The organism is Pseudomonas sp. FW305-20 (assembly GCF_058788075.1).
On the sequence record NZ_JBYTAJ010000005.1, the window covers coordinates 147,245 to 168,867 of the forward strand.

General features: G+C 61.2%; 25 protein-coding genes. 12 read left to right on the top strand and 13 right to left on the bottom strand.

Annotation, left to right across the window (positions count from 1 at the left end; all coding sequences use genetic code 11):
• Positions 1 to 29: 29 nt before the first annotated feature.
• Positions 30 to 821 (bottom strand): YfaP family protein, encoded by a 792-nt coding sequence (locus AC3WP4_RS06505; protein WP_074871255.1) that lies wholly within the window; start codon positions 819 to 821, stop codon positions 30 to 32.
• A gap of 511 nt (positions 822 to 1,332) precedes the next feature.
• Between AC3WP4_RS06505 and AC3WP4_RS06510 the strand changes: the two genes are divergently transcribed.
• From AC3WP4_RS06510 to AC3WP4_RS06525, 4 genes are all read left to right on the top strand, one after another.
• Positions 1,333 to 1,575: an exodeoxyribonuclease VII small subunit gene (locus AC3WP4_RS06510; protein WP_074871257.1), complete on the top strand. Its 243-nt coding sequence runs from the start codon at positions 1,333 to 1,335 to the stop codon at positions 1,573 to 1,575.
• Positions 1,572 to 2,459 (top strand): (2E,6E)-farnesyl diphosphate synthase, encoded by an 888-nt coding sequence (gene ispA, locus AC3WP4_RS06515; RefSeq protein WP_074871259.1) that lies wholly within the window; start codon positions 1,572 to 1,574, stop codon positions 2,457 to 2,459. Before AC3WP4_RS06510 ends, ispA begins: the two co-directional genes overlap by 4 nt.
• Positions 2,460 to 2,551: 92 nt before the next feature.
• Entirely contained in the window at positions 2,552 to 4,450 is a 1,899-nt protein-coding gene (dxs, locus tag AC3WP4_RS06520; RefSeq protein WP_102615746.1) for a 1-deoxy-D-xylulose-5-phosphate synthase, read from the top strand.
• A 167-nt stretch (positions 4,451 to 4,617) separates the two neighbouring features.
• Positions 4,618 to 6,501 (top strand): TonB-dependent receptor domain-containing protein, encoded by a 1,884-nt coding sequence (locus AC3WP4_RS06525; RefSeq protein ID WP_102615745.1) that lies wholly within the window; start codon positions 4,618 to 4,620, stop codon positions 6,499 to 6,501.
• A gap of 113 nt (positions 6,502 to 6,614) precedes the next feature.
• Here AC3WP4_RS06525 and AC3WP4_RS06530 read toward each other — a convergent pair whose 3' ends face one another.
• The 11 genes from AC3WP4_RS06530 to nrdR form a co-directional block, all read right to left on the bottom strand.
• The gene (locus tag AC3WP4_RS06530) at positions 6,615 to 7,415 is read right to left on the bottom strand and encodes a cobalamin-binding protein (protein ID WP_074871265.1); all 801 of its coding nucleotides are present in this window, start codon (positions 7,413 to 7,415) and stop codon (positions 6,615 to 6,617) included.
• A complete protein-coding gene (locus AC3WP4_RS06535) occupies positions 7,415 to 7,834 on the bottom strand; it encodes an MFS transporter (RefSeq protein WP_074871267.1) in 420 nt (139 codons plus the stop codon). Before AC3WP4_RS06535 ends, AC3WP4_RS06530 begins: the two co-directional genes overlap by 1 nt.
• The gene (gene ribA / locus AC3WP4_RS06540; RefSeq protein WP_074871269.1) at positions 7,831 to 8,448 is read right to left on the bottom strand and encodes a GTP cyclohydrolase II; all 618 of its coding nucleotides are present in this window, start codon (positions 8,446 to 8,448) and stop codon (positions 7,831 to 7,833) included. The genes AC3WP4_RS06535 and ribA overlap by 4 nt, the downstream gene beginning before the upstream one ends.
• A gap of 285 nt (positions 8,449 to 8,733) precedes the next feature.
• Positions 8,734 to 9,237 (bottom strand): phosphatidylglycerophosphatase A family protein, encoded by a 504-nt coding sequence (locus AC3WP4_RS06545; protein WP_008033735.1) that lies wholly within the window; start codon positions 9,235 to 9,237, stop codon positions 8,734 to 8,736.
• Positions 9,234 to 10,199 carry a thiamine-phosphate kinase gene (gene thiL, locus AC3WP4_RS06550; RefSeq protein ID WP_102615744.1) on the bottom strand — a complete coding sequence of 322 codons (966 nt, stop codon included), beginning with the start codon at positions 10,197 to 10,199 and terminating at the stop codon, positions 9,234 to 9,236. Before thiL ends, AC3WP4_RS06545 begins: the two co-directional genes overlap by 4 nt.
• An 18-nt stretch (positions 10,200 to 10,217) precedes the next feature.
• Positions 10,218 to 10,718: a transcription antitermination factor NusB gene (nusB, locus tag AC3WP4_RS06555; protein ID WP_008153530.1), complete on the bottom strand. Its 501-nt coding sequence runs from the start codon at positions 10,716 to 10,718 to the stop codon at positions 10,218 to 10,220.
• On the bottom strand, positions 10,715 to 11,191 hold the full coding sequence (gene ribH, locus AC3WP4_RS06560; protein WP_074871273.1) for a 6,7-dimethyl-8-ribityllumazine synthase: 477 nt from the start codon (positions 11,189 to 11,191) through the stop codon (positions 10,715 to 10,717). Before ribH ends, nusB begins: the two co-directional genes overlap by 4 nt.
• A 91-nt stretch (positions 11,192 to 11,282) precedes the next feature.
• The gene (ribBA, locus tag AC3WP4_RS06565) at positions 11,283 to 12,374 is read right to left on the bottom strand and encodes a bifunctional 3,4-dihydroxy-2-butanone-4-phosphate synthase/GTP cyclohydrolase II (protein WP_033059428.1); all 1,092 of its coding nucleotides are present in this window, start codon (positions 12,372 to 12,374) and stop codon (positions 11,283 to 11,285) included.
• Positions 12,375 to 12,405: 31 nt separating this feature from the next.
• Positions 12,406 to 13,071, bottom strand: coding sequence for a riboflavin synthase (locus tag AC3WP4_RS06570; protein WP_074871276.1), 666 nt, complete (start codon positions 13,069 to 13,071; stop codon positions 12,406 to 12,408).
• A gap of 46 nt (positions 13,072 to 13,117) precedes the next feature.
• Entirely contained in the window at positions 13,118 to 14,251 is a 1,134-nt protein-coding gene (gene ribD, locus AC3WP4_RS06575) for a bifunctional diaminohydroxyphosphoribosylaminopyrimidine deaminase/5-amino-6-(5-phosphoribosylamino)uracil reductase RibD (RefSeq protein WP_076029592.1), read from the bottom strand.
• Positions 14,248 to 14,712: a transcriptional regulator NrdR gene (gene nrdR / locus AC3WP4_RS06580; RefSeq protein ID WP_003228656.1), complete on the bottom strand. Its 465-nt coding sequence runs from the start codon at positions 14,710 to 14,712 to the stop codon at positions 14,248 to 14,250. Before nrdR ends, ribD begins: the two co-directional genes overlap by 4 nt.
• A gap of 128 nt (positions 14,713 to 14,840) precedes the next feature.
• Here nrdR and AC3WP4_RS06585 point away from each other — a divergent pair, with 128 nt between their 5' ends.
• The 3 genes from AC3WP4_RS06585 to trxA all read left to right on the top strand — a co-directional run bounded on the left by AC3WP4_RS06585 (position 14,841) and on the right by trxA (position 16,930).
• A complete protein-coding gene (locus tag AC3WP4_RS06585; RefSeq protein ID WP_076031533.1) occupies positions 14,841 to 15,305 on the top strand; it encodes a YbaY family lipoprotein in 465 nt (154 codons plus the stop codon).
• Entirely contained in the window at positions 15,302 to 15,958 is a 657-nt protein-coding gene (locus AC3WP4_RS06590; RefSeq protein ID WP_102615743.1) for a class I SAM-dependent methyltransferase, read from the top strand. Before AC3WP4_RS06585 ends, AC3WP4_RS06590 begins: the two co-directional genes overlap by 4 nt.
• A gap of 99 nt (positions 15,959 to 16,057) precedes the next feature.
• Complete coding sequence (gene trxA, locus AC3WP4_RS06595) at positions 16,058 to 16,930, top strand: thioredoxin (RefSeq protein WP_076029590.1); 873 nt, start codon at positions 16,058 to 16,060, stop codon at positions 16,928 to 16,930.
• Here the strand turns inward: trxA and AC3WP4_RS06600 are convergent.
• Positions 16,927 to 17,277, bottom strand: a complete 351-nt coding sequence (locus tag AC3WP4_RS06600; protein WP_076029589.1) for a hypothetical protein — start codon at positions 17,275 to 17,277, stop codon at positions 16,927 to 16,929. The two genes, trxA and AC3WP4_RS06600, sit on opposite strands and share 4 nt — an antisense overlap.
• A gap of 136 nt (positions 17,278 to 17,413) precedes the next feature.
• Between AC3WP4_RS06600 and AC3WP4_RS06605 the strand changes: the two genes are divergently transcribed.
• The 5 genes from AC3WP4_RS06605 (at position 17,414) to AC3WP4_RS06625 (ending at position 21,554) form a co-directional block, all read left to right on the top strand.
• On the top strand, positions 17,414 to 17,980 hold the full coding sequence (locus AC3WP4_RS06605; protein ID WP_076029588.1) for a DUF2796 domain-containing protein: 567 nt from the start codon (positions 17,414 to 17,416) through the stop codon (positions 17,978 to 17,980).
• A 136-nt stretch (positions 17,981 to 18,116) separates the two neighbouring features.
• The gene (locus AC3WP4_RS06610; RefSeq protein ID WP_074871287.1) at positions 18,117 to 18,827 is read left to right on the top strand and encodes an ABC transporter ATP-binding protein; all 711 of its coding nucleotides are present in this window, start codon (positions 18,117 to 18,119) and stop codon (positions 18,825 to 18,827) included.
• Between the two features lies 1 nt (position 18,828).
• On the top strand, positions 18,829 to 20,094 hold the full coding sequence (locus AC3WP4_RS06615; protein WP_102615742.1) for an ABC transporter permease: 1,266 nt from the start codon (positions 18,829 to 18,831) through the stop codon (positions 20,092 to 20,094).
• An 11-nt stretch (positions 20,095 to 20,105) separates the two neighbouring features.
• Positions 20,106 to 20,624, top strand: coding sequence for a DUF3299 domain-containing protein (locus AC3WP4_RS06620; protein ID WP_076029586.1), 519 nt, complete (start codon positions 20,106 to 20,108; stop codon positions 20,622 to 20,624).
• A 231-nt stretch (positions 20,625 to 20,855) separates the two neighbouring features.
• Positions 20,856 to 21,554, top strand: coding sequence for an OmpW/AlkL family protein (locus AC3WP4_RS06625; RefSeq protein ID WP_074871293.1), 699 nt, complete (start codon positions 20,856 to 20,858; stop codon positions 21,552 to 21,554).
• Positions 21,555 to 21,623 lie beyond the last annotated feature (69 nt).

Genomic DNA, 21,623 nt, shown 5'->3' on the forward strand with positions numbered 1-21,623 from the left:
AACCCGATGTCATCCGTGGAGCGGGATGCTTAATAGTTGAAAGTCTTGACCAGCAGCAGGTCACCGATGGCCCGCAGGGGCACGATGAAGGTCTCGCGTTTTTCGTCGACAGTGTTTTCGTTGAGCACCAGGTTGATCTGCGAGGTGATCACCTCGTTCTGGTTGCTGGTTTCATCGAAGTTATAGCCGCCACTGCCGAAGTTGCCCCAATAGTTCACGTAAACCAGATAGGTGCCGTGCATCGGCGCGGTCATGGTGAACATTTCCGGGCCGGGACCATCGACACCGTCCGGGTCCAGGCCGCCGCCGTTGCTCATCGCCGGGCGAGCCCAGAACGCGTGCTGGCCGTCGGGGGTCACGATGTGCAGGTCAAGTTCGGCTTTCGGGTCATCCCAGCCCAACACCACGCGAATCCGCGCCGGGGTGCGCAGGTTGTTGGCTTCATAGAATTGAACGCGCTTGAGCGACTTGCCTTCAGCGCTGCGTACTTCAACGCTGTTGGACCCCGCGCCAAACGCATACGGCCGGGCGAAACGCCCCTGGTCGTCGGTGTACAGATTCAGCGGATTGCCGTTGACGGCCAGCGCATGTGGCCCTCGCTGAGTCCCGATGGCCTTGAGCTGGCCCTGGATCATGGTGCGATTGCGTTGCACCCCTCGGTCGATAGGCGGCGTCGGATAGGCAACTTGAGGGTATTCGCTGCGATCGAGCAGGCCGTTGTAGCGCCAGCCGCCGACCGGCTCCGACAACTCGGCCGTCGGCTCGGCCCAGGCAGCGGTCGCGCAGACAAGCCCGATCAGCAATAGAAGAAATGAACGCATGTGACGCCTCCTGCCATGCATAACGAAACCTTGCACCCGATCCTCGGCGCGTTACAGATCCAAAAAAACTGCGTTTCGTCAGAAAGACCCATGACTTTCGGGTCGTAGAAGGCGCGAAGATTAGCCATTCGGTGGTTTTTTAACAATCGGATACATCTATTTTTGCGGTGGGATTCACGGTGAATGTTGGGCGTGAGCCGAATAGCGAGGGTATTCGGCTCACAAAATTAGCCGAACAAACCCCATCACTCCCCGAAGCGACATCCCTTTGTGGCGAGGGAGCTTGCTCCCGCTCGGCTGCGAAGCAGTCGCATATCGCTGAATACGGTATGCATGAAGAAACGCGGCGTATGGTTTTGGGGCCGCTGCGCGCCCCAGCGGGAGCAAGCTCCCTCGCCACAGGGTCGCGTTCTCCCCCCAAGCGCAGTGGCCGAAACGCCCCGCTCATTTGCCCATAACCCCCATGTCTGCTAGTGTCGCGCCGGTTTAACGTCAACCGGAAATAGCCGCCATGGCCCGCAAAAAAGCTGCACTGGATTTCGAACAATCTCTCGCTGACCTGCAAACGCTGGTAGAGCGTCTGGAGAACGGCGAATTGTCGCTGGAAGACTCGCTGACGGCTTTCGAGCAAGGCATCGGTCTGACCCGCGATTGCCAGGCGGCGCTGGCCCAGGCCGAGCTAAAGGTTCAGGTGCTGCTCGAACGTGATGGAGAGCTGGCCGAGGAACCCTTCGACGCGGATCAGCCAGAATGATTGCAGCGTATTCGGCGACCAGCCAGGCCCGCGTCAATGCTGCACTGGAAACCCTGTTCATTGCGCCGAGCCCTGAACTCGCGCGGCTGTACGAAGCCATGCGCTACAGCGTGATGAATGGCGGCAAACGGGTTCGCCCGCTGCTGGCCTACGCCGCGTGCGAAGCGCTGGGCGGCAAGGCTGAGCAGGCCAACGGCGCAGCGTGCGCGGTGGAGCTGATTCACGCTTACTCCCTGGTGCATGACGATTTGCCGGCCATGGACGACGACGATCTGCGTCGCGGCCAGCCAACCACTCACAAAAAATTCGATGAAGCCTGCGCGATTCTGGCCGGTGACGGCTTGCAGAGCCTGGCCTTCAGCGCCCTGCTCGATCCGCGCCTGAGCAACTCTGACACTGATGTTCGCCTGCAAATGGTCAGCGCTCTCGCAGTGGCCGCAGGCCCGGCCGGCATGGTCGGCGGTCAAGCCATCGACCTCGGTTCGGTCGGTCTGAAACTCGATCAGAAAGCCCTCGAATACATGCACCGGCACAAGACCGGCGCCCTGATCGAGGTCAGCGTCAAACTCGGCGCCCTGGCCAGCGGCCGCGCCGAGAAGGACGAACTGAAGTCCTTGCAGACTTACGCGCAGGCCATCGGCCTGGCGTTCCAGGTGCAGGACGACATTCTCGACGTCGAAAGCGATACCGAAACCCTCGGCAAGCGCCAGGGCGCCGACATTGCTCGCGACAAACCGACTTATCCGGCCCTGCTCGGCCTCGACGCCGCCAAGGCTTACGCCCTGGAACTGCGTGATCAGGCCCTGCACGCGCTGCGACCGTTTGACGCGGCGGCCGAGCCGTTGCGCGATCTGGCCCGCTACATCGTCGACCGGCGCAGCTGACGGCGTATCCGCCAAGTTAAAACCAACGCGTGGGCAGGGGGCGATGCATCAGGTAAACTGCCGCATCTTTTATACCTATAACGATTCGCCTGATGCCCACGACGTTTCATGAGATTCCCCGCAAGCGCCCGACCACGCCCCTGCTCGACCGTGCCAACACGCCGGACGGCCTGCGCCGGTTAGGCGAAGCCGAGCTGGAAACCCTGGCCGATGAGTTGCGCCTGGAATTGCTCTACACGGTCGGTCAGACCGGCGGGCATTTCGGTGCTGGCCTGGGCGTCATCGAGCTGACTATCGCGTTGCATTACGTCTTCGACACCCCGGACGACCGGCTGGTGTGGGACGTGGGTCATCAGGCCTATCCGCACAAAATCCTCACCGGCCGTCGCGAGCGCATGGGCACCCTGCGCCAGAAGGACGGCGTCGCGGCCTTCCCGCGTCGTTCCGAGAGTGAGTACGACACCTTTGGCGTCGGCCACTCCAGCACATCGATCAGCGCAGCGCTGGGCATGGCCATTGCCGCCCGCCTGCAAAACAGTGATCGCAAGGCGATCGCCGTGATCGGCGATGGCGCACTGACCGCCGGCATGGCCTTCGAGGCGCTGAACCATGCGCCGGAAGTGGACGCCAACATGCTGGTGATCCTCAACGACAACGACATGTCGATCTCGCGCAACGTCGGCGGGCTGTCGAATTACCTGGCGAAGATCCTTTCCAGCCGCACTTACGCGAGCATGCGCGAAGGCAGCAAAAAGGTCCTGTCGCGCCTGCCCGGCGCCTGGGAAATCGCCCGGCGCACCGAAGAATACGCCAAAGGCATGCTGGTTCCCGGCACGCTGTTCGAAGAACTGGGCTGGAACTACATCGGCCCGATCGATGGCCACGACCTGCCGACCCTGATCGCCACCCTGCGCAACATGCGCGATCTGAAAGGCCCGCAATTCCTGCACGTGGTCACCAAAAAAGGCAAAGGCTTCGCCCCGGCGGAAGTCGACCCGATCGGTTACCACGCGATCACCAAACTCGAACCGCTGGACGCTCCGGCCGCCGCGCCAAAGAAAGCCGGCGGGCCGAAGTATTCCGGTGTGTTCGGTGAATGGCTATGCGACATGGCCGCGTCTGATCCGCGCTTGGTCGGCATCACTCCCGCGATGAAGGAAGGCTCCGACCTGGTGGCCTTCAGCGAGCGTTTCCCGCAGCGCTATTTCGATGTGGCGATTGCCGAGCAACACGCCGTCACCCTCGCTGCCGGCATGGCCTGCGAAGGCGCGAAACCGGTGGTGGCGATTTATTCGACGTTCCTGCAACGTGGCTACGACCAGCTTGTGCATGATGTGGCGGTGCAAAACCTCGACGTCCTGTTCGCCATCGACCGCGCGGGTCTGGTGGGCGAAGACGGCCCGACTCACGCGGGCAGCTTCGACCTGTCGTTCCTGCGCTGCATCCCCGGCATGCTGGTGATGACCCCGAGCGACGAAAACGAACTGCGCAAGATGCTCACCACCGGCCACTTGTTCAACGGCCCGGCGGCGGTGCGTTATCCGCGCGGCTCTGGCCCGAACGCGACGATCGAGAAAGACCTCGAGCCGATCGAAATCGGCAAGGGTGTGGTTCGTCGTCAGGGCAGCAACGTCGCCCTGCTGGTGTTCGGCGTGCAACTGGCCGAGGCGCTGAAAGTCGCCGAGACGCTGGATGCCACTGTGGTCGACATGCGTTTCGTCAAACCGCTCGATGAAGCACTGGTGCGCGAAATCGCTGGCAGCCATGAATTGCTGGTGACCATCGAAGAGAACGCGATCATGGGCGGTGCCGGTGGCGCCGTCAGCGAGTTTCTCGCCCGCGAAAACATCCTCAAGTCGATGCTGCACCTGGGCTTGCCGGACAGTTACGTCGAACACGCCAAGCCTGCGCAGATGCTGGCCGAGTGCGGGCTGGATGAGGCCGGGATCGAAGCGTCGGTGCGTGAGCGCTTGCAGCTGCTGAACCTCTGACCTACTGGATACACGCAATACCTGTGGGAGCGAGCCTGCTCGCGATAGCGGACTGACAGTCATCAATTCTTTGACTGACACACCGTCATCGCGAGCAGGCTCGCTCCCACATTGGTTTTTTGTGATCTTCAAATTTTGTTCGCTACAACGCGCCAACGGATTGCCCCATGAAACTCTCCCGCCTCGCCCTGACGCTGACCCTGCTGCCGGCCGGCCAACTGCTGGCCGACACCTTCGAACGCGACCAGGCCCTGAAGCTCCCCGACGTGCTGATCAGCGCCAACCGTCAGGTCGAAGCGCGCAATGACAGCAGCGCCGCCAACACCGTGTTCACCCGCGAAGACATCGATCGTCTGCAACCAAGCAACGTGACTGACTTGCTGCGTCGTGTGCCGGGCGTACAAGTCGGGCAAACCGGCGGGCGCGGCAGTCTGCCGGGGATTTACATTCGCGGCACCAAATCGGCCCAGAGCCTGGTGCTGGTCGACGGCCAGCGCATCGGCAACTCCACCTCCGGCGACAGCAACCTGCAACACATCAACATCGAACAGGTCGAGCGCGTGGAAGTGTTGCGCGGCTCCCGCTCGGTGATTTATGGCAGCGATGCGATTGGCGGGGTGATCCAGATCTTCACACGTCGCGGCGACAAGCAAGGCCTGCAACCACGAATGCACGTGGGTTTTGGCAGCAACCAGACTTGGGAACGCAGCCTCGGGCTGTCCGGCGGCGACGAGCAAACCCGATTCAACCTCGGCGCCAGCCTTGATGAAACCGCCGGCATCAATCGCACCCGCGAGTCGTATCCCAGCGATGGCGATCACGACGAGTACCGCAACAAATCGATGAGTCTGAGCCTGAGTCACGCCCTCACCGATGACATCGAAATCGGCGCCAACCTGCTGGATAACCGTGGCAAAAGCGAGTTCGACAATCCGTTCGGCCGCTTCGACATGGACACGTTCGAGTCAGTCCAGCAGCAGCCCTACAGCGACTTCGCGGTGAGCAGCGTCAGCAGTTACGTCGATGCGCGGATCAATGACCTGTGGAAAACCCGCGTCGAGTTCGGCCACAGCGAAAACCGCGAGAAGACCCTCGACAAGCTCAGCGATGAACGCAGTGTGTTCAACACGTACCGCGACTCGGTGAACTGGCAGAACGACCTGACCCTCGACGCGCGCAACAGCCTGATCCTCGGCGGCGACTGGTACGAGGACCGGGTCAACAGCAGCACGCCATTCGACGAGGACAGCCGCTGGAACCGCGCCGCGTTCATTCAACATCATTACCAGGCGGACAGTTTCTCCACCGAACTGGGCCTGCGCCGCGATCAGAACCAGCAGTTCGGTGGCCAGAACAGCTGGAGCGGCACCTTCACTCTGCCGCTGAATCCGGACAACGATGTATTGCTGACCTACAGTGAAGGCTTCCGCGCGCCGACGTTCAATGACCTGTATTACCCCGATTTCAGTAATCCGGATCTGAAACCCGAGACGTCGAAAAGCTACGAGCTGCAATGGCGCAGTCAGCTGACCGACACTGCTCGCCTGGAAGCTTCGCTTTACCGTACGGACCTGGAAGACGCGATTATTTTCGGCAGTAACAACCGGCCGCAGAACGTCGCGCAGGCACGCATCAACGGTTTCGAAGCGGCGTTGAAACAGGAACTGTTCGGCTGGCAGAGCAACCTCGGCGTAGCGATCATCGACCCGCGGGATCGCGACAGCGGCCACACCCTGGCTCGGCGCGCGCGGCGGACCTTGAGCCTGGATCTGGATCGGCAGTTCGACCGGCTAGGGCTCGGCGCCAGCTGGCAAGCGGTGAGCAGCAGCTATGACGATGAGAACAATCAGCAGCCGTTGGGCGGGTACGCGTTGCTGGGGTTGCGCAGCAGTTGGGAATTGAACCGTGAGATCAAGCTTGAGCTGAAGGTCGATAACCTGCTGGACAAGGGTTACAGCCGGGCGCTGTACAGCCATGAAGGTAGCCAGTATGGGTATCGCGAGGAAGGTCGGGCGTGGATGTTTGGGGTGACCTGGACACCAGAACTTTAGCCCACGATCGTTCCCACGCTCCGCGTGGGAATGCATCCCGTGACGCTCTGCGTCACATCAAGAGCGGACGCGGAGCGTCCATGGCGGCATTCCCACGCAGAGCGTGGGAACGATCAGCGTGAAGGCGAAATCAGCTGACAGAGATTGGCCGTCGCTTCGATCATCTGCCCACTCGGCCGCTCCAGGCCTTTATCCGTTACCAACAGCAATTGCCTCTGCGCCACTGCGGCAACCTGCGGCCAGGCTTTCCACGCATCAAGCTGCGCCTGATCGCTGGCCAGGATCACTTCTGGATTGCGTTGCAATACCGCTTCGACACTGACCTGCGGCGCCGGTAGCGTCAGGTCGGCAAACACATTGCGCGCCCCGCACACTTCAAGCGCATCGCTGATGATCTGCCCGCCACCCACGGTGTACAGCGGCCGATCCCAGACCTGGTAAAACACCCGCAATGGCACATCTCGACGATAACGCTGGCGCAGCGAATCCAGCCGCTGACGCAACTTTTCAGCCAATGAAACACCACGCTCCGGACGGCCGAGTTGTGAGGCGATCGCCTCAATCTGCGCAGTGAGTTGTTCAAGGTTGTGCGGTTCCGCCACGTAGGTCGGGATGTTCAACCGTTTGAGCTGTTCACGCTGGGCCGGGCCAACGCTGCCGGGCCAGAGCAACAACAGATCGGGCTTGAGACTGAGCAATTGCTCCATGTCCAGCTGGCCATAGCGGCCAACCGAAGGCAGGTCTTTGAGCTCGGCGGGACGCTCACCGGCATCCAGCACACCCACCAGCAGGTCAGCCGAACCCAGTTCAACAACGATTTCAGAAAGCGACGGCGCGAGGCTGACAACGCGTTCGACCGCCGCCGTCGGGCCACTGACGGCCAGCAGCAAAACCGCCAGCCAGACGGGCCGCATCAGCCGAGTTGACGCGGAATACGGTAGAGGTAAAACAGCACCAGGGTCGACAGCGCCAGCAGCATCAACGGCACGGCTTCGAGACCGACGAATACCGCCAGCGCAGCGATCCAGGCCGGCAGGCCGGCAGCCAGGAATGCCGTGCGACGCTTGGCAGCCAGGGCGATCCAGGCAGCAGGTTCTTCAGGGGTATCGAGGGCTTTTTGAGTGGCGATCAACGCGTGTTTGTAGCCGCCGAAGAATTTCAGGCTGACAAACATCGAAGCCACACCGGCGATGAACAATGGCATCGCCAGCACCGGCAGGATCGCCTCGCTCTGGCCGAATACGCCGTTGATCACGAACAGCGGCACCAAGGCCAGCGCCAGGTATTGCCACCAATTGACGGACAGTCGCCGCCGAACCTGACCGCGGGTCACGCCCGGTCTGCCTCGCCCTGGTGCTCGTTGCCCATCATGTGGTCGAGCTTGCTGGCCTTGGTGGCCAGGTAGAGTTTGTTATGCGGGTTATGACCGGTATGCAGCGGCACGCGCTCGGAGACCACGATGCCCATGTCGGTCAACGCTTTGACCTTGCGTGGGTTATTGGTCATCAGACGCAGGGATTTCACGCCCAAGTGCTGCAGCATCGGCAGGCACATGGCGTAGTCGCGCTGATCGGCGGCAAAGCCCAACTGTTCGTTGGCTTCAACGGTATCGGCGCCGCCATCTTGCAATTCATAGGCGCGGATCTTGTTCAGCAGGCCAATGCCACGACCTTCCTGACGCAAGTACAGCAACACGCCTCGGCCTTCACGGGCGATGGCCTGCAAGGCGGCCTCGAGTTGCGAGCCGCAGTCGCAACGCTGGCTGAACAAGGCATCGCCGGTCAGGCATTCGGAGTGCAACCGGCCGAGTACCGGGGCACCGTCGGCGAACTCACCCAGGCTCAGCACAACGTGCTCGCGCCCGTTTTCCTCATCGAGAAAGCCGTGCATGGTGAATTGCGCAAAAGGCGTTGGCAGCTTGGAAGCGGCGACAAAAACGACAGGCACCGGTGTGCTCCTGATCAATAAGTACTGGAGATTCGCAGACGCGGCATTGTAACAGCACGTTCCAACAGACGCTTAGGCTGAATTATGGGGCATAACAATCAAAAAGTTAGATCTCAAACCACCACAGCCCCCTGTGGGAGTAAGCCTGCTCGCGTTAGCGGTCTGTCTTTCACCATTGATGCCGGCTGATACACCGTCATCGCGAGCAGGCTCGCTCCCACAGGGTTAATCAAGCGCTACAGGGGTCCGCGCGAGCGAGCCATCCCTAGTCGCCTGTTTTTCCCGTCAGGCAAAAATCCAAACCAGCCCCTGCATCGCCAACCACGCAAACACCCCGGCCAATACATCATCGAGCATGATACCGACGCCGCCGTGCACATGCCGGTCGATCCAGTGAATCGGCCAAGGCTTGAGAATGTCGAAAAAGCGGAACACCAAAAATCCGGCGAGCAACCAATACCAGCCTTCCGGCACCAGCCAAAGGGTGATCCACATCCCGACCATTTCGTCCCAGACGATGCCTTCGTGGTCGTGTACCCGCAAATCGTCGGCGACCTTGCCGCACAGCCAGAAGCCAAACAGCATGGTGATGCCGAGCATCAGCCAGTAACCCCAATCGGGCAGCATCTGCCACAACGGGATAAAGGGCAGCGCAACTAACGAACCCCAGGTGCCCGGTGCTTTTGGCAAGGTGCCCGAGCCGAAGCCGAACGCCAGGAAATGCCACGGATTGCGCCATACCGAGGGCGGCACGAATTCCGCCGGGACCTGTTTGGGATGATCTGTCACGGTGTCTCCCGAAAATGTTGATAGCCCCGGCTTTGCGGGGTGATGTCTTGTCCGTCGGCGTCGAGCAGCACTACGCCCTGCCCCGTCACGACACGGCCGACCACATGGATCGGCCAGCCGTCCGCCAGCAATGATGACAACTCGGCGGGGGGCAAGGTAAAGGCCAGCACGTAATCGTCACCGCCGCTCAAGGCGGCTTGCTCAGCGCCAGACTGGCCGAGGAAGGCCAGCAGCGCCTTCGACAATGGCAGTTTACTGCGCTCTACCTGAACCCCGACTTTCGACGCCAGGGCAATGTGCCCGCAGTCGGCGAGCAGGCCATCGGAGATGTCCAGCGCCGCACTAGCTCTGCCGCGCAACGCCATGCCCAGGCCCAGCTGCGGTTGCGGAGACCAGTAATGGGCACGCAACGGATCAGCGATGGCCGCATCAGCCATTCGCTGACCGAGCACCAGCGGCAATGCACCCGCGGCGTTGCCAAGCTCACCGCCAACGCACAGCAAATCGCCTGGCTGCGCACCGCTGCGGGTCAACGCCAGACCTGCCGGCACACGACCGAACACGGTCATGGTCAGGCTCAATGGCCCACGGGTAGTATCCCCCCCCACCAGCGCCACACCGCAGCGCTGCGCCATGACGTTCAAACCACGGGCGTAGGCGTCCAGCCAATCGGTGGTCACCGTCGGCAAGGTCAGGGCAAGGGTAAAGGCAATGGGGGTGGCGCCCATGGCGGCCAGATCACTGACAGCCACAGCCAGCGAGCGCTGACCGAGCAGGAACGGGTCGCAAGGATCTGCGAAATGCACACCGGCAACCAGTGTGTCGGTAGAAATGGCCAACTGCTCCCCGGGAGGAACAGCTAGCAAGGCGCAGTCATCGCCGATCCCAAGGGCAACGCCTTCGCCGCCCTGCGCACAAGGCGCGGCGGCGAAGAAATTGCGGATCAGCTCAAACTCACCCATAGCGATTGCAAGCGCCAATCAGCGCTTGAACGCCTTCACTTCAGCTTCACGCAGACGCGGGGCCAGCTTGTCGAGTACACCGTTGACGAACTTGTGGCCGTCGGTGGAACCGAAGACTTTCGCCAGCTCGATACCTTCGTTGATCACAACGCGGTACGGCACGTCGACGCGCTTGAGCAGTTCCCAGGTCGACAGGCGCAGAACGGCCAGTTCAACCGGGTCCAGCTCTTCGATGGTGATGTCCAGGCACGGCGTCAGTGCAGCGTCGATTTCAGGCTTGTGAGCCGGAACGCCGTGCAGGATGTCGTGGAAGTACGCGGCATCGACATCGCTGAAATCGTTATCGACCCGAAACTGCGCTTCGATCTCGTTCAAAGATTGCTTGGCCATGTGCCATTGGTACAGCGCCTGAGTCGCGAGCTGACGGGCTTCGCGACGCTTGACGCTTTTCGATGGCTTGCCGGCATCCGCAGGCTTTGGATCGCGCGGGTTGAAACGATCGCTTTCGTCGCTAATCACTTGGCCTCCAACTGCGCCAGCAGGCTGACCATTTCCAGAGCGGACAGGGCAGCTTCAGCACCTTTGTTACCGGCCTTGGTGCCGGAACGTTCGATGGCTTGCTCGATGGAATCAACGGTCAGCACGCCAAATGCGACTGGAACGCCGAACTCCATGGACACCTGGGACAGGCCCTTGGTGCATTCGCCCGCCACGTATTCGAAGTGCGGAGTACCGCCACGAATGACCGCGCCCAGGGCGATGATTGCCGCGTATTCGCCCTTCTGAGCGACTTTCTGCGCAACCAGCGGAATTTCGAAGGCGCCAGGTGCGCGGATAATGGTGATGTCGCTTTCGCTCACGCCGTGGCGAACCAGGGCATCAACTGCACCGCTGACCAGGCTTTCAACGACGAAGCTGTTGAAACGGCCTACTACCAAAGCGTAGCGGCCTTTAGGGGCGATGAAGGTACCTTCGATGGTCTTCAGGGTCATTCGTTAGATCTCTTAAAGAGCCGGGACGCGTTTTCTACGCATCCCTCAGTGATGTGTTAACCGCGAATCAAGGACTGGAAACAACCGGTCATTATTCGGAGGGCACGTATTCTACAACTTCCAGATCGAAACCGGATATCGCATTAAATTTCATCGGCGCACTCATCAGGCGCATTTTGCGCACGCCCAGGTCCCGGAGGATCTGTGAACCGGCACCAACGATGCTGTAGGTGGTCGGTTTTTTCGCCGGAACGTGCTCCGCGGTTTCGCGGATATGCGCCAGCAACACGTCGCCATCGAGCGGGTGACCGAGCAACAGCACCACGCCACTGCCAGCCTCGGCAACCGCGGCCATCGCGGCGCGCAGGCTCCAGCGGCCAGGTTGCTTGACCATCAACAGGTCGCGCAGCGGGTCCATGTTGTGCACGCGAACCAGGGTCGGCTCTTCGGCGCACACGGTGCCCAGGGTCAGGGCCATGTGCACGTCGCCTTCCACGGAATCACGATAGGTCACCAGGTTGAATTGGCCCAGTTCGCTGTCCAGCGGCTGCTCGGCAATCCGCTGAACGGTACGTTCGTGGATCATCCGGTAGTGAATCAGGTCGGCGATGGTGCCGATCTTGATGTTGTGTTCGGCAGCAAACGCTTCCAGTTCGGCGCGACGGGACATGGTGCCGTCGTCGTTCATCACTTCGCAGATCACGCCGCTCGGCTCGAAACCGGCCATGCGCGCCAGGTCGCACGCCGCTTCGGTGTGGCCGGCGCGAGCGAGGGTGCCGCCGGCCTGGGCCATCAGCGGGAAGATGTGGCCGGGGCTGACGATGTCTTCAGCCTTGGCGTCTTTTGCGGCAGCGGCTTGCACGGTGCGCGCACGGTCAGCAGCAGAGATGCCGGTGGTCACGCCGGTGGCCGCTTCGATGGACACGGTGAACTTGGTGCCGAAGCCGGAACCGTTGCGCGGCGCCATCAAAGGCAGTTTCAGCAGTTCGCAGCGCTCGCGGCTCATCGGCATGCAGATCAGGCCACGGGCGTGCTTGGCCATGAAGTTGATGTGTTCAGGCTGGCAGCACTCGGCGGCCATGATCAGGTCGCCTTCGTTCTCGCGGTCTTCGTCATCCATGAGGATGACCATCTTGCCTTGGCGGATGTCTTCAACCAGTTCTTCGATGCTATTGAGCGCCACAAGGCACCCCCCTTCTTTCGAAATTTGAGCTTCAGGATTTGAGGTAGCCGTTGGCGGCCAGAAAGCTTTCAGTGATGTTTCCGGACTTTGCTGGCTCTGCGGCCTTGTCGCCCAACAGCAGGCGTTCCAGATAACGGGCAAGCAAGTCAACTTCAAGATTCACCCGGCGACCTGGCTGGTAAGACGCCATGATGGTTTCGCTCAGGGTGTGAGGAATGATCGTCAGCATGAACTCGGCGCCATCGACCGCGTTCACGGTCAGGCTGGTGCCGTCGACGGTGATCGAGCCTTTATGGGCGATGTACTTGGCCAGCTCTTTGGGAGCGCGGATGCGGAACTCCACAGCGCGAGCATTCTCGGTACGGGCAACCACTTCGCCCACGCCATCGACATGACCGCTGACCAGATGCCCGCCGAGGCGAGTGGTCGGGGTCAGGGCTTTTTCCAGGTTCACCGGGCTGCCGCTTTTCAGATCATTCATGGCGGTGCAGTCGAGGGTTTCGCGGCTGACGTCCGCCGCAAAGCCGTTGCCTGGCAATTCAACCGCGGTCAGGCACACGCCGTTGACTGCGATGCTGTCGCCCAGTTTGACGTCGCTCAGGTCGAGCTTGCCGGTTTCTACGTGAACCCGCACATCTCCGCCTTTTGGGGTCAATGCACGAATACTGCCGATGGATTCGATGATGCCGGTAAACATGGAGTCCTCCTCGAGAACAGGGCTGTCGCGTGGCGCAGGCCCGGAATTATACGCTCGCCGCTGGCGAAGGAATGGCGATGACTCGCCAGTCATCGCCAACCGCGCGGATTTCGGTGATTTTGAGTTCAGGCGCATCCTTCATTTGCGCGAGCGGCCAATCCAGCAACGGCCGCGCAGACGAACCTAAAAACTTGCCAGCGATGAAAATCTGAAACTCGTCCACCAGCCCTTGCTGAGCGAAAGCCCCGGCCAGACGCGGGCCCGCTTCGACCAACACTTCGTTGACCCCACGGGCGGCGAGTTCGACCAGCAGTTTGCGCAGGTCGACCAAGCCATCCTCGCCCGCCACGATCAGGCATTCCGGGCCATTGGCGTATTGCTCTTCAATCGCCATGCACGTGGCGACCAGCGCCGGGCCAGCCTTGAAGAACGGCGCGTCCAGCGGCACGCGCAGGCGACCGTCGATCAGCACGCGAAGCGGCGGGCGACTCATGGCCAGAGCGGTTTGCTCGGCGTCCAGGCCCAGCTCATCGGCACGCACAGTGAGACGGGCATTGTCTGCCAGCACCGTGTCGGCGCCGGTCAACACTACGCTGGCCTGCGCGCGCAGGCGTTGTACCGCCGAACGTGCCGCCGGGCCGGTGATCCATTGGCTTTCGCCGCTTTCCATCGCCGTGCGACCGTCGAGGCTCATGGCCAACTTGACCCGCACGAACGGCAAGCCGTGCTCCATGCGCTTGAGGAAACCTTCATTGAGCTTGCGCGCTTCGCCTTCCAGCACGCCGCTTTCAGTAGCAATGCCGGCCTGGGCCAGGCGCTGCATGCCTCGACCGGCCACCGACGGGTTCGGGTCTTGCATCGCCGCGACGACCCGAGCCACACCCGCATGTACCAGCGCGTCCGCACAAGGCGGCGTGCGTCCGTGGTGGCTGCAAGGTTCGAGGGTCACGTAAGCGGTGGCGCCTCGAGCCTTGTCGCCGGCGGCGTGCAGGGCGTGGACTTCGGCGTGGGGTTCGCCGGTGCGCACGTGCCAGCCTTCGCCGACGATTTGCCCGTCACGCACGATCACGCAGCCAACCCGCGGGTTGGGGTGGGTCGTGTAATGACCTTTGCGCGCCAGTTCCAGCGCGCGGGCCATGTAATGAGCGTCGAGGATGGCTTGTTCGGAAGTGGGGGTCATTCTTTCACCGGCTCACGGGCCAGGCGATCGATCTCTTCGCGGAACTCGTTGAGGTCCTGGAAGCGGCGATACACGGAGGCGAAACGAATGTAGGCGACTTCGTCGAGCTTTTGCAGCTCGGCCATCACCAGTTCACCGACGACAAGGGATTTAACCTCTCGCTCACCGGTGGCGCGCAGTTTGTGTTTGATGTGCACCAACGACGATTCCAGGCGCTCGACACTCACCGGGCGCTTCTCCAGCGCACGCTGCATGCCGGCGCGGAGTTTTTCTTCGTCGAACGGCTGGCGGCTGCCGTCGGTTTTGATCAGGCGCGGCAACACCAGTTCGGCCGTCTCGAACGTCGTGAAACGCTCGCCGCAGGCCAGGCATTCACGCCGGCGGCGTACCTGTTCGCCCTCGGCGACCAGACGCGAGTCGATGACCTTGGTGTCGTTGGCACCGCAGAAGGGACAGTGCATGGTGGCAGGCAACAAAAAAAGGGAGGGCCATGGTAGCGCATCCCCGTGGCAAGACAAGCCATAGGGTTTGCGGTATACAGACGGGCTATAGAGCTAGATCCATGGATTTCACCTTGCTGGAGCCGAAAATGTCCCTAAGACCGCTGGTTTTGCTCAGTCTTTTCAGCCTGCTGGTGGCCTGCAGCAGCGATGCGCCCAAGCCCCAGCCGCCGACGCCAGGCCCCGCGCCACAGGCCGCGCAGAAGAAAGCCAAGGAATCGGCCAACCTCGGCCCGTTGCCCGCGTATCAGCGTGAATTGAGCGGTACCTTGCAAGGCGTTCCGGCCGGTGCCGAAGTCGAGTTGGCGCTGCTGGTGATCGACGATAAGGACCGTCCGCAACAATTGCTGGCCAGTTCCAGTCTGATCGGCACCAATCAGATTCTGCCGTTTCACCTGCGTTTCAACCCGGAATCCTTCCCGGCCGGGGCCCGCGTTGAACTGCGTGGCCGCGCCAGCCAGTCCGGCCAGCTGATTTTGCATCTGCCGCCGCAAGTCATCACGCAGCCAACGACGCAAATGCTGGGTCAGCTGCAATTCGTCAAAGCGCCATGATTGCACCGTTCGACCTGCAACAGGCGCTGGGTGAACTGCTCGGTGACGCGCAGCTGGTTGCCTGTGAACTGCCGGACACCGATCTGAAGCTTTGGCTGATCGATGGCGACAACATGGACCGCGCATTCAGCCCGGAAGAAACCCGGCGAATTCTCCATGAGCCGCCTTATTGGAGTTTTTGCTGGGCCAGTGGGCTGGCGGTCGCCCGCTATCTCGCTGAATTCCCTGAATGGGTCAAAGGCAAGCGGGTGCTGGATTTCGGCGCCGGTTCCGGGGTGGCGGGGATTGCGGCGGTGAAGGCCGGAGCGTTGGAAGTAGTGGCCTGTGACCTCGACCCGCTGGCGATTGCGGCGTGCCGGGCGAATGCCGAACTCAACGGCGTACACCTCAACTACTCGACGGATTTTTTCGCCGAAGCGGATCGGTTTGATCTGATTCTGGTGGCCGACGTGCTGTACGACCGGGCGAATCTGCCGTTGCTCGATGAATTCCTCAGTCGCGGCCAGCAAGCCCTGGTGGCGGATTCACGGGTAAGGGATTTTCGCCACCCGTTGTATCAACGCATCGAGATGCTGGAAGCGATGACCTTGCCCGATCTGGCCGAGCCCGAAGAGTTTCGGCATGTGAGCCTTTACCACGCCACCCGAGCCTGATCGTTCCCACGCAGAGCGTGGGAACGATCGTGTTACGGCTTTCAGCAGCCCCTCGCGAAGCTTTATAGTGAGCCCATTCACGCTTTTACGAGATCCCCCATGAGTCAGGAAACGCCGTACATCTTCGACGCCACGACTGCCGATTTCGAGCAGTCGGTGATCGAGAACTCTTTCCACAAACCGGTGCTGGTGGATTTCTGGGCCGAATGGTGTGCGCCGTGCAAGGCCTTGATGCCGATGCTGCAAACCATCGCCGAGAGCTATCAGGGCGAGTTGCTGCTGGCCAAGGTCAACTGCGACGTCGAGCCGGACATCGTTTCGCGCTTCGGCATTCGCAGCCTGCCGACAGTGGTGCTGTTCAAGGACGGTCAGCCGGTGGACGGTTTTGCCGGTGCACAGCCGGAATCTGCGGTACGCGCAATGCTCGAACCACACGTGCAAATGCCACCGCCGACGGCTGCCGATCCGTTTGAGCAAGCTCAGGCGCTGTTCGATGACAATCGCTTTGCCGATGCCGAAGCCATCCTCAAAGTGCTGTTGGGCGAAGACAACACCAATGCCAAGGCGCTGATTCTCTACGCTCGCTGCCTCACCGAACGTGGCGAGTTGGGCGAAGCGCAAATCGTGCTCGACGCGGTCAAGACCGATGAACACAAGGCCGCGCTGGCCGGCGCCAAGGCGCAGATCCAGTTCCTCGGCCAGGCCAGGGATTTGCCGGATGCGGCAGACCTGAAAGCGCGCCTGGCAAAAAACCCGCAGGACGATGAAGCGGTTTATCAGCTGGCGATCCAGCAACTGGCCCGCCAGCAGTACGACGCAGCGCTGGATGGGTTGCTCAAGCTGTTCGTACGCAATCGCAGCTACAGCGAAGGCCTGCCGCACAAGACCTTGCTGCAGGTGTTCGAACTGCTGGGCAACGATCACCCGCTGGTGACCACGTACCGCCGCAAGTTGTTTGCCGCGTTGTATTAAGTAGCTGGTTCTTGCCAGCTGTAGAGCGGCGTATCCCCGCCGCTCGTCACCTTCACATCAGCGCAATGACGCAAACGCACCAGCAAGCGCTTGCCCGACGCCGCACTGCCGGTCAGCCCTTCCAGCTGATCGAGCAAATCCGGTCCGCTCAATTGCCCGGCCTTGCGCAGCAAATCCTTGGCGATCTGCCACAGCGCCTCATCCTGATTGACCGGTTTTGCCGGCGCAGCACTGGCCTCCGGTTTCACCACCTGCAACTGCGCACCGAGCCGTGCCCAGTCGCCGTCATCCATCTCCAGCGTCAAATCCACCGGCCAGTCGCCGATGCTTCCGCGTATACGCAACATAAGTCTGCTCCTGCACATTTCTGACTTGCATGCTCCCATGGGACTTGTGCAACGCCAAGCAGACGGTCAAACTCTCGGCACTTACGTTATAAGATTACATAACAAGTTCTTCATTTTACTTTTCGGAGACCCCACCATGCGCCGTCTGCTTCTCGCTTTGCCGTTTGCCCTGTTGCCGCTGGCGGTCGCCCACGCTGTTGATGAACATGATCATGAGCACGGCAGCCTCGACGCCCACGAACATGGTGTCGGTCGCCTGAACGCAGCGCTGGCTGGACAAACCCTGGAGCTGGAACTGGAAAGCCCGGCGATGAACCTGGTGGGTTTCGAACACGCCGCCAGCACCGATGCCGACAAAGCCAAAGTCGCCGCCGTTCGTGCGCAGCTTGAGAAACCGCTGGTGCTGTTCAACCTACCGAAAGCCGCCGGTTGCGTGGTGGCGACCCAAGAACTGGAAAGCCCGCTGTTCGGTGACAAGCCGGATGCCGATGAAGAGGCCAAGGGCGAACATCACCACGACCACAGCGAAATCCACGCTCATTATCAATTCAGCTGCTCGGCACCCGGCGCGCTGAAAAACCTGGACCTGGCGAATATCTTCAACACCTTCCCGGCGACCCAGAAAATTCAGGTACAACTGATCAGCCCGAGCGGGCAGCAAGGCGTAGAAGTGACGGCCAAGGCTGCCGCCCTGAAATTCTAAATTCACCGTAGAACCAATGTGGGAGCGGGCTTGCTCGCGAAAGCGGTGTCTCATACAACATTGATGTCGACTGATACACCGCTTTCGCGAGCAAGCCCGCTCCCACAGGGTTCACCACCAACCTGACCGGTTTCACATGACCCAAGCACTCATCGAACTGTCCGACCTGGGCTTCAGTTGGCCCGGTCATCCGCCGCTGCTGGATATCCCGGCGTTTCGCCTGGAGCCCGGCGAAACCCTGTTCCTCAAAGGTCCCAGCGGCAGCGGCAAGACCACCCTGCTCGGCCTGCTCGGCGGTGTGCAGAAGCCCAATCGCGGCAGCATCCGATTGCTGGGCCAGGAACTGACCGAACTTTCGGCCGGCGCTCGCGACCGCTTTCGGGTCGATCACACCGGCTACATCTTCCAGCAGTTCAACTTGCTGCCGTTTCTCTCGGTGCGCGAGAACGTCGAGTTGCCCTGCCACTTCTCCAAACTGCGCGCCGAACGGGCGATCCAGCGCCACGGCAGCGTCGATCAGGCGGCGGCCACCCTCCTCGCTCACTTGGGTTTGAAAGATGAAAGCATCCTCAGTCGTCGCGCCGATTCGCTGTCCATCGGCCAACAGCAACGGGTGGCCGCTGCGCGCGCGTTGATCGGTCAGCCTGAATTGGTGATCGCCGACGAACCGACCTCGGCCCTGGATTACGACGCCCGCGAGAATTTCCTTCGCTTGCTGTTCGCCGAATGCCGCGAAGCCGGGTCGAGCCTGCTGTTCGTCAGCCACGACCAAAGCCTGGCACCGCTGTTCGATCGCCACCTGTCGCTGGCCGATCTCAATCGCGCCGCCACCCCGTCCGAGGTCTGAGATGTATTTGTTTCGTCTAGCCATGGCCAGCCTGGCTAACCGCCGCTTCACCGCGATTCTCACCGCGTTCGCCATCGCCCTGTCGGTCTGCCTGCTGCTGGCGGTGGAGCGGGTGCGCACCGAAGCCAAGGCCAGTTTCGCCAGCACCATCAGCGGCACCGACCTGATCGTCGGCGCCCGTTCCGGCTCGGTGAACCTGTTGCTGTACTCGGTGTTCCGCATCGGCAACGCGACCAACAACATCCGCTGGGACAGCTTCGAACACTTCGCCAACAACCCGAAAGTGAAGTGGGCAATCCCGATGTCCCTCGGCGATTCCCATCGCGGCTACCGCGTGATGGGCACCACCGAGGCGTACTTCGAGCATTACCAATACGGTCATCGGCAACACCTGGAACTGGCCGACGGTCGCGCCTTCGCCACCGACCCGTTCGAGGTGGTACTCGGCGCCGAAGTGGCCGATGCGCTGCACTACAAACTCGGCGACAAACTGGTGCTGGCCCATGGCGTGGCAGTGATCAGCCTGGTCAAGCACGACGACAAGCCATTCACCGTAGTCGGCACTCTCAAACGCACCGGCACCCCGGTGGACCGCACCTTGCACATCAGCCTCGGCGGCATGGAAGCGATTCACGTCGACTGGCACAACGGCGTGCCGGCGCGCGGTAACGGTCGGATCAGTGCCGATCAGGCGCGCAACATGGACCTGACGCCGCAAGCGATCACTGCGTTCATGCTCGGCCTCAACAGCAAGATTTCGACCTTCGCGCTGCAACGTGAGATCAACGAATTCCGCGGTGAACCGATGCTGGCGATCCTGCCGGGCGTGGCGCTGCAAGAACTGTGGAGTTTGATGAGCACGGCGGAAAAAGCCTTGTTCGTGGTCTCGCTGTTCGTGGTGCTGACCGGGTTGATCGGCATGCTCACGGCGATCCTCACCAGCCTCAACGAACGCCGTCGGGAGATGGCGATTCTGCGATCGGTGGGTGCCCGGCCGTGGCACATCGCGACGTTGCTGGTGCTGGAGGCGTTTGCCTTGGCGCTGTCCGGCGTGATTGCCGGTGTAGCGCTGCTGTATGTGGGCGTCGCCTTGGCCCAAGGTTACGTGCAAGCCAATTACGGTTTGTATTTGCCGCTGGCCTGGCCGAGCGAATATGAATGGACGCTGCTCGGTGGCATCCTGATCGCCGCGTTGCTGATGGGCAGCGTGCCAGCCTGGCGCGCGTATCGCCAATCTTTGGCCGATGGCCTGTCGATCCGTTTATGAGGACGTTGAACATGCCCCGCATTGTGTTTGCGCTATTGATGCTGGTCGCCTTGCCCCTGTGGGCGGCCGAGCCGAAAGACCTGACCTGGTCGGAAATGATCCCGCCGGACGCTGCCCCTGAAGTGCCGAACATGACGCCGCTGCACGATCTTTCGCAGATGGGCAACGCGTTGGCCGCCGAATCGGCGCCAGCAGCCAAGCAAGACATGCCCAATGCGCCGGTGGTGAAAAGCCTCGACGGTCAGAACATTCGGCTGCCGGGTTACATCGTGCCGCTGGAGGTGAGTGAAGAAGGTCGCACCACGGAGTTTCTGCTGGTGCCTTACTTCGGCGCCTGCATCCATGTGCCGCCACCGCCGTCGAATCAGATCGTTCATGTCAAAAGCGAAGTCGGCGTGAAGCTGGATGAGCTGTATCAGCCGTACTGGATCGAAGGTGCGTTGCAGGTGAAAGCATCCACTAGCGAGTTGGCGGATGCCGGGTATCAGATGGAGGCTGACAAGATCTATGCGTATGAATTGCCGCAGTGACCGGCAGTTATGCAGTGTTTGATAGATAGCCTTCGCGAGCAAGCCCGCTCCCACATTGGATCTGTGCATCAACACAAATCCCTGTGGGAGCGAGCCTGCTCGCGATGAGGTCATCAAAGGTTCCACAAAAACCAGGGCCATCACTGTTTCATTGAGCTGAGTCAAAAGACCGTATCAGACGCCTCCGTACTATTGGACATCAAACATTTTTAACGTCCTTTGGAGCCCTCCATGCACAAGTCCTTGCTCAGCGCTTCGCTGTTTGCCCTCGCGCTCGCAGCACCGTTAGCCTACGCCCACGAAGCCGGCGATATCATCCTTCGTGCCGGCGCAATCACCGTCAACCCGGAAGCCGACAGCTCCAGCGTCAAGGTTGATCAAGGTCCGCTGAAGGGTGCCGATCTGGGTGGCAAGGCCACTATGAGCAGCGACACGCAACTGGGTCTGAACTTCGCTTACATGCTCAACAGCCACTGGGGGATCGAGCTGCTGGCGGCCTCGCCGTTCGAGCATGACGTGAAGCTCAAAGGCACCGCCCTGGGCGCAGCCAACGGCAAACTCGGTTCGCTGAAACACCTGCCACCGACGCTGAGCGTTGTGTACTACCCACTGGACTCGAAGTCCGCGTTCCAGCCGTATGTCGGTGCCGGTATCAACTACACCTGGATCTACGACGAGCACGTTAGCAGCGAAGCCAGCGCCAACGGTTTCAGCAATTTCAAGGCGGATAACTCCTGGGGCATGGCGTTTCAGGTCGGTGCCGACTACATGCTGACCGACACCATCATGATCAACGCCCAGGTGCGCTACATCGACATCGACACCACCGCGACCGTAGAAAACAACGCAGTGGCCCAAGGCACTCGCGCCAAGGTCGATGTGGACGTGGACCCGTTCATCTACATGGTTGGCCTGGGTTACAAGTTCTAAACCCGCCACACAAAAAAAAGGCGCCTTCGAAAGGCGCCTTTTTTGATCGTTCCCACGCTCTGCGTGGGA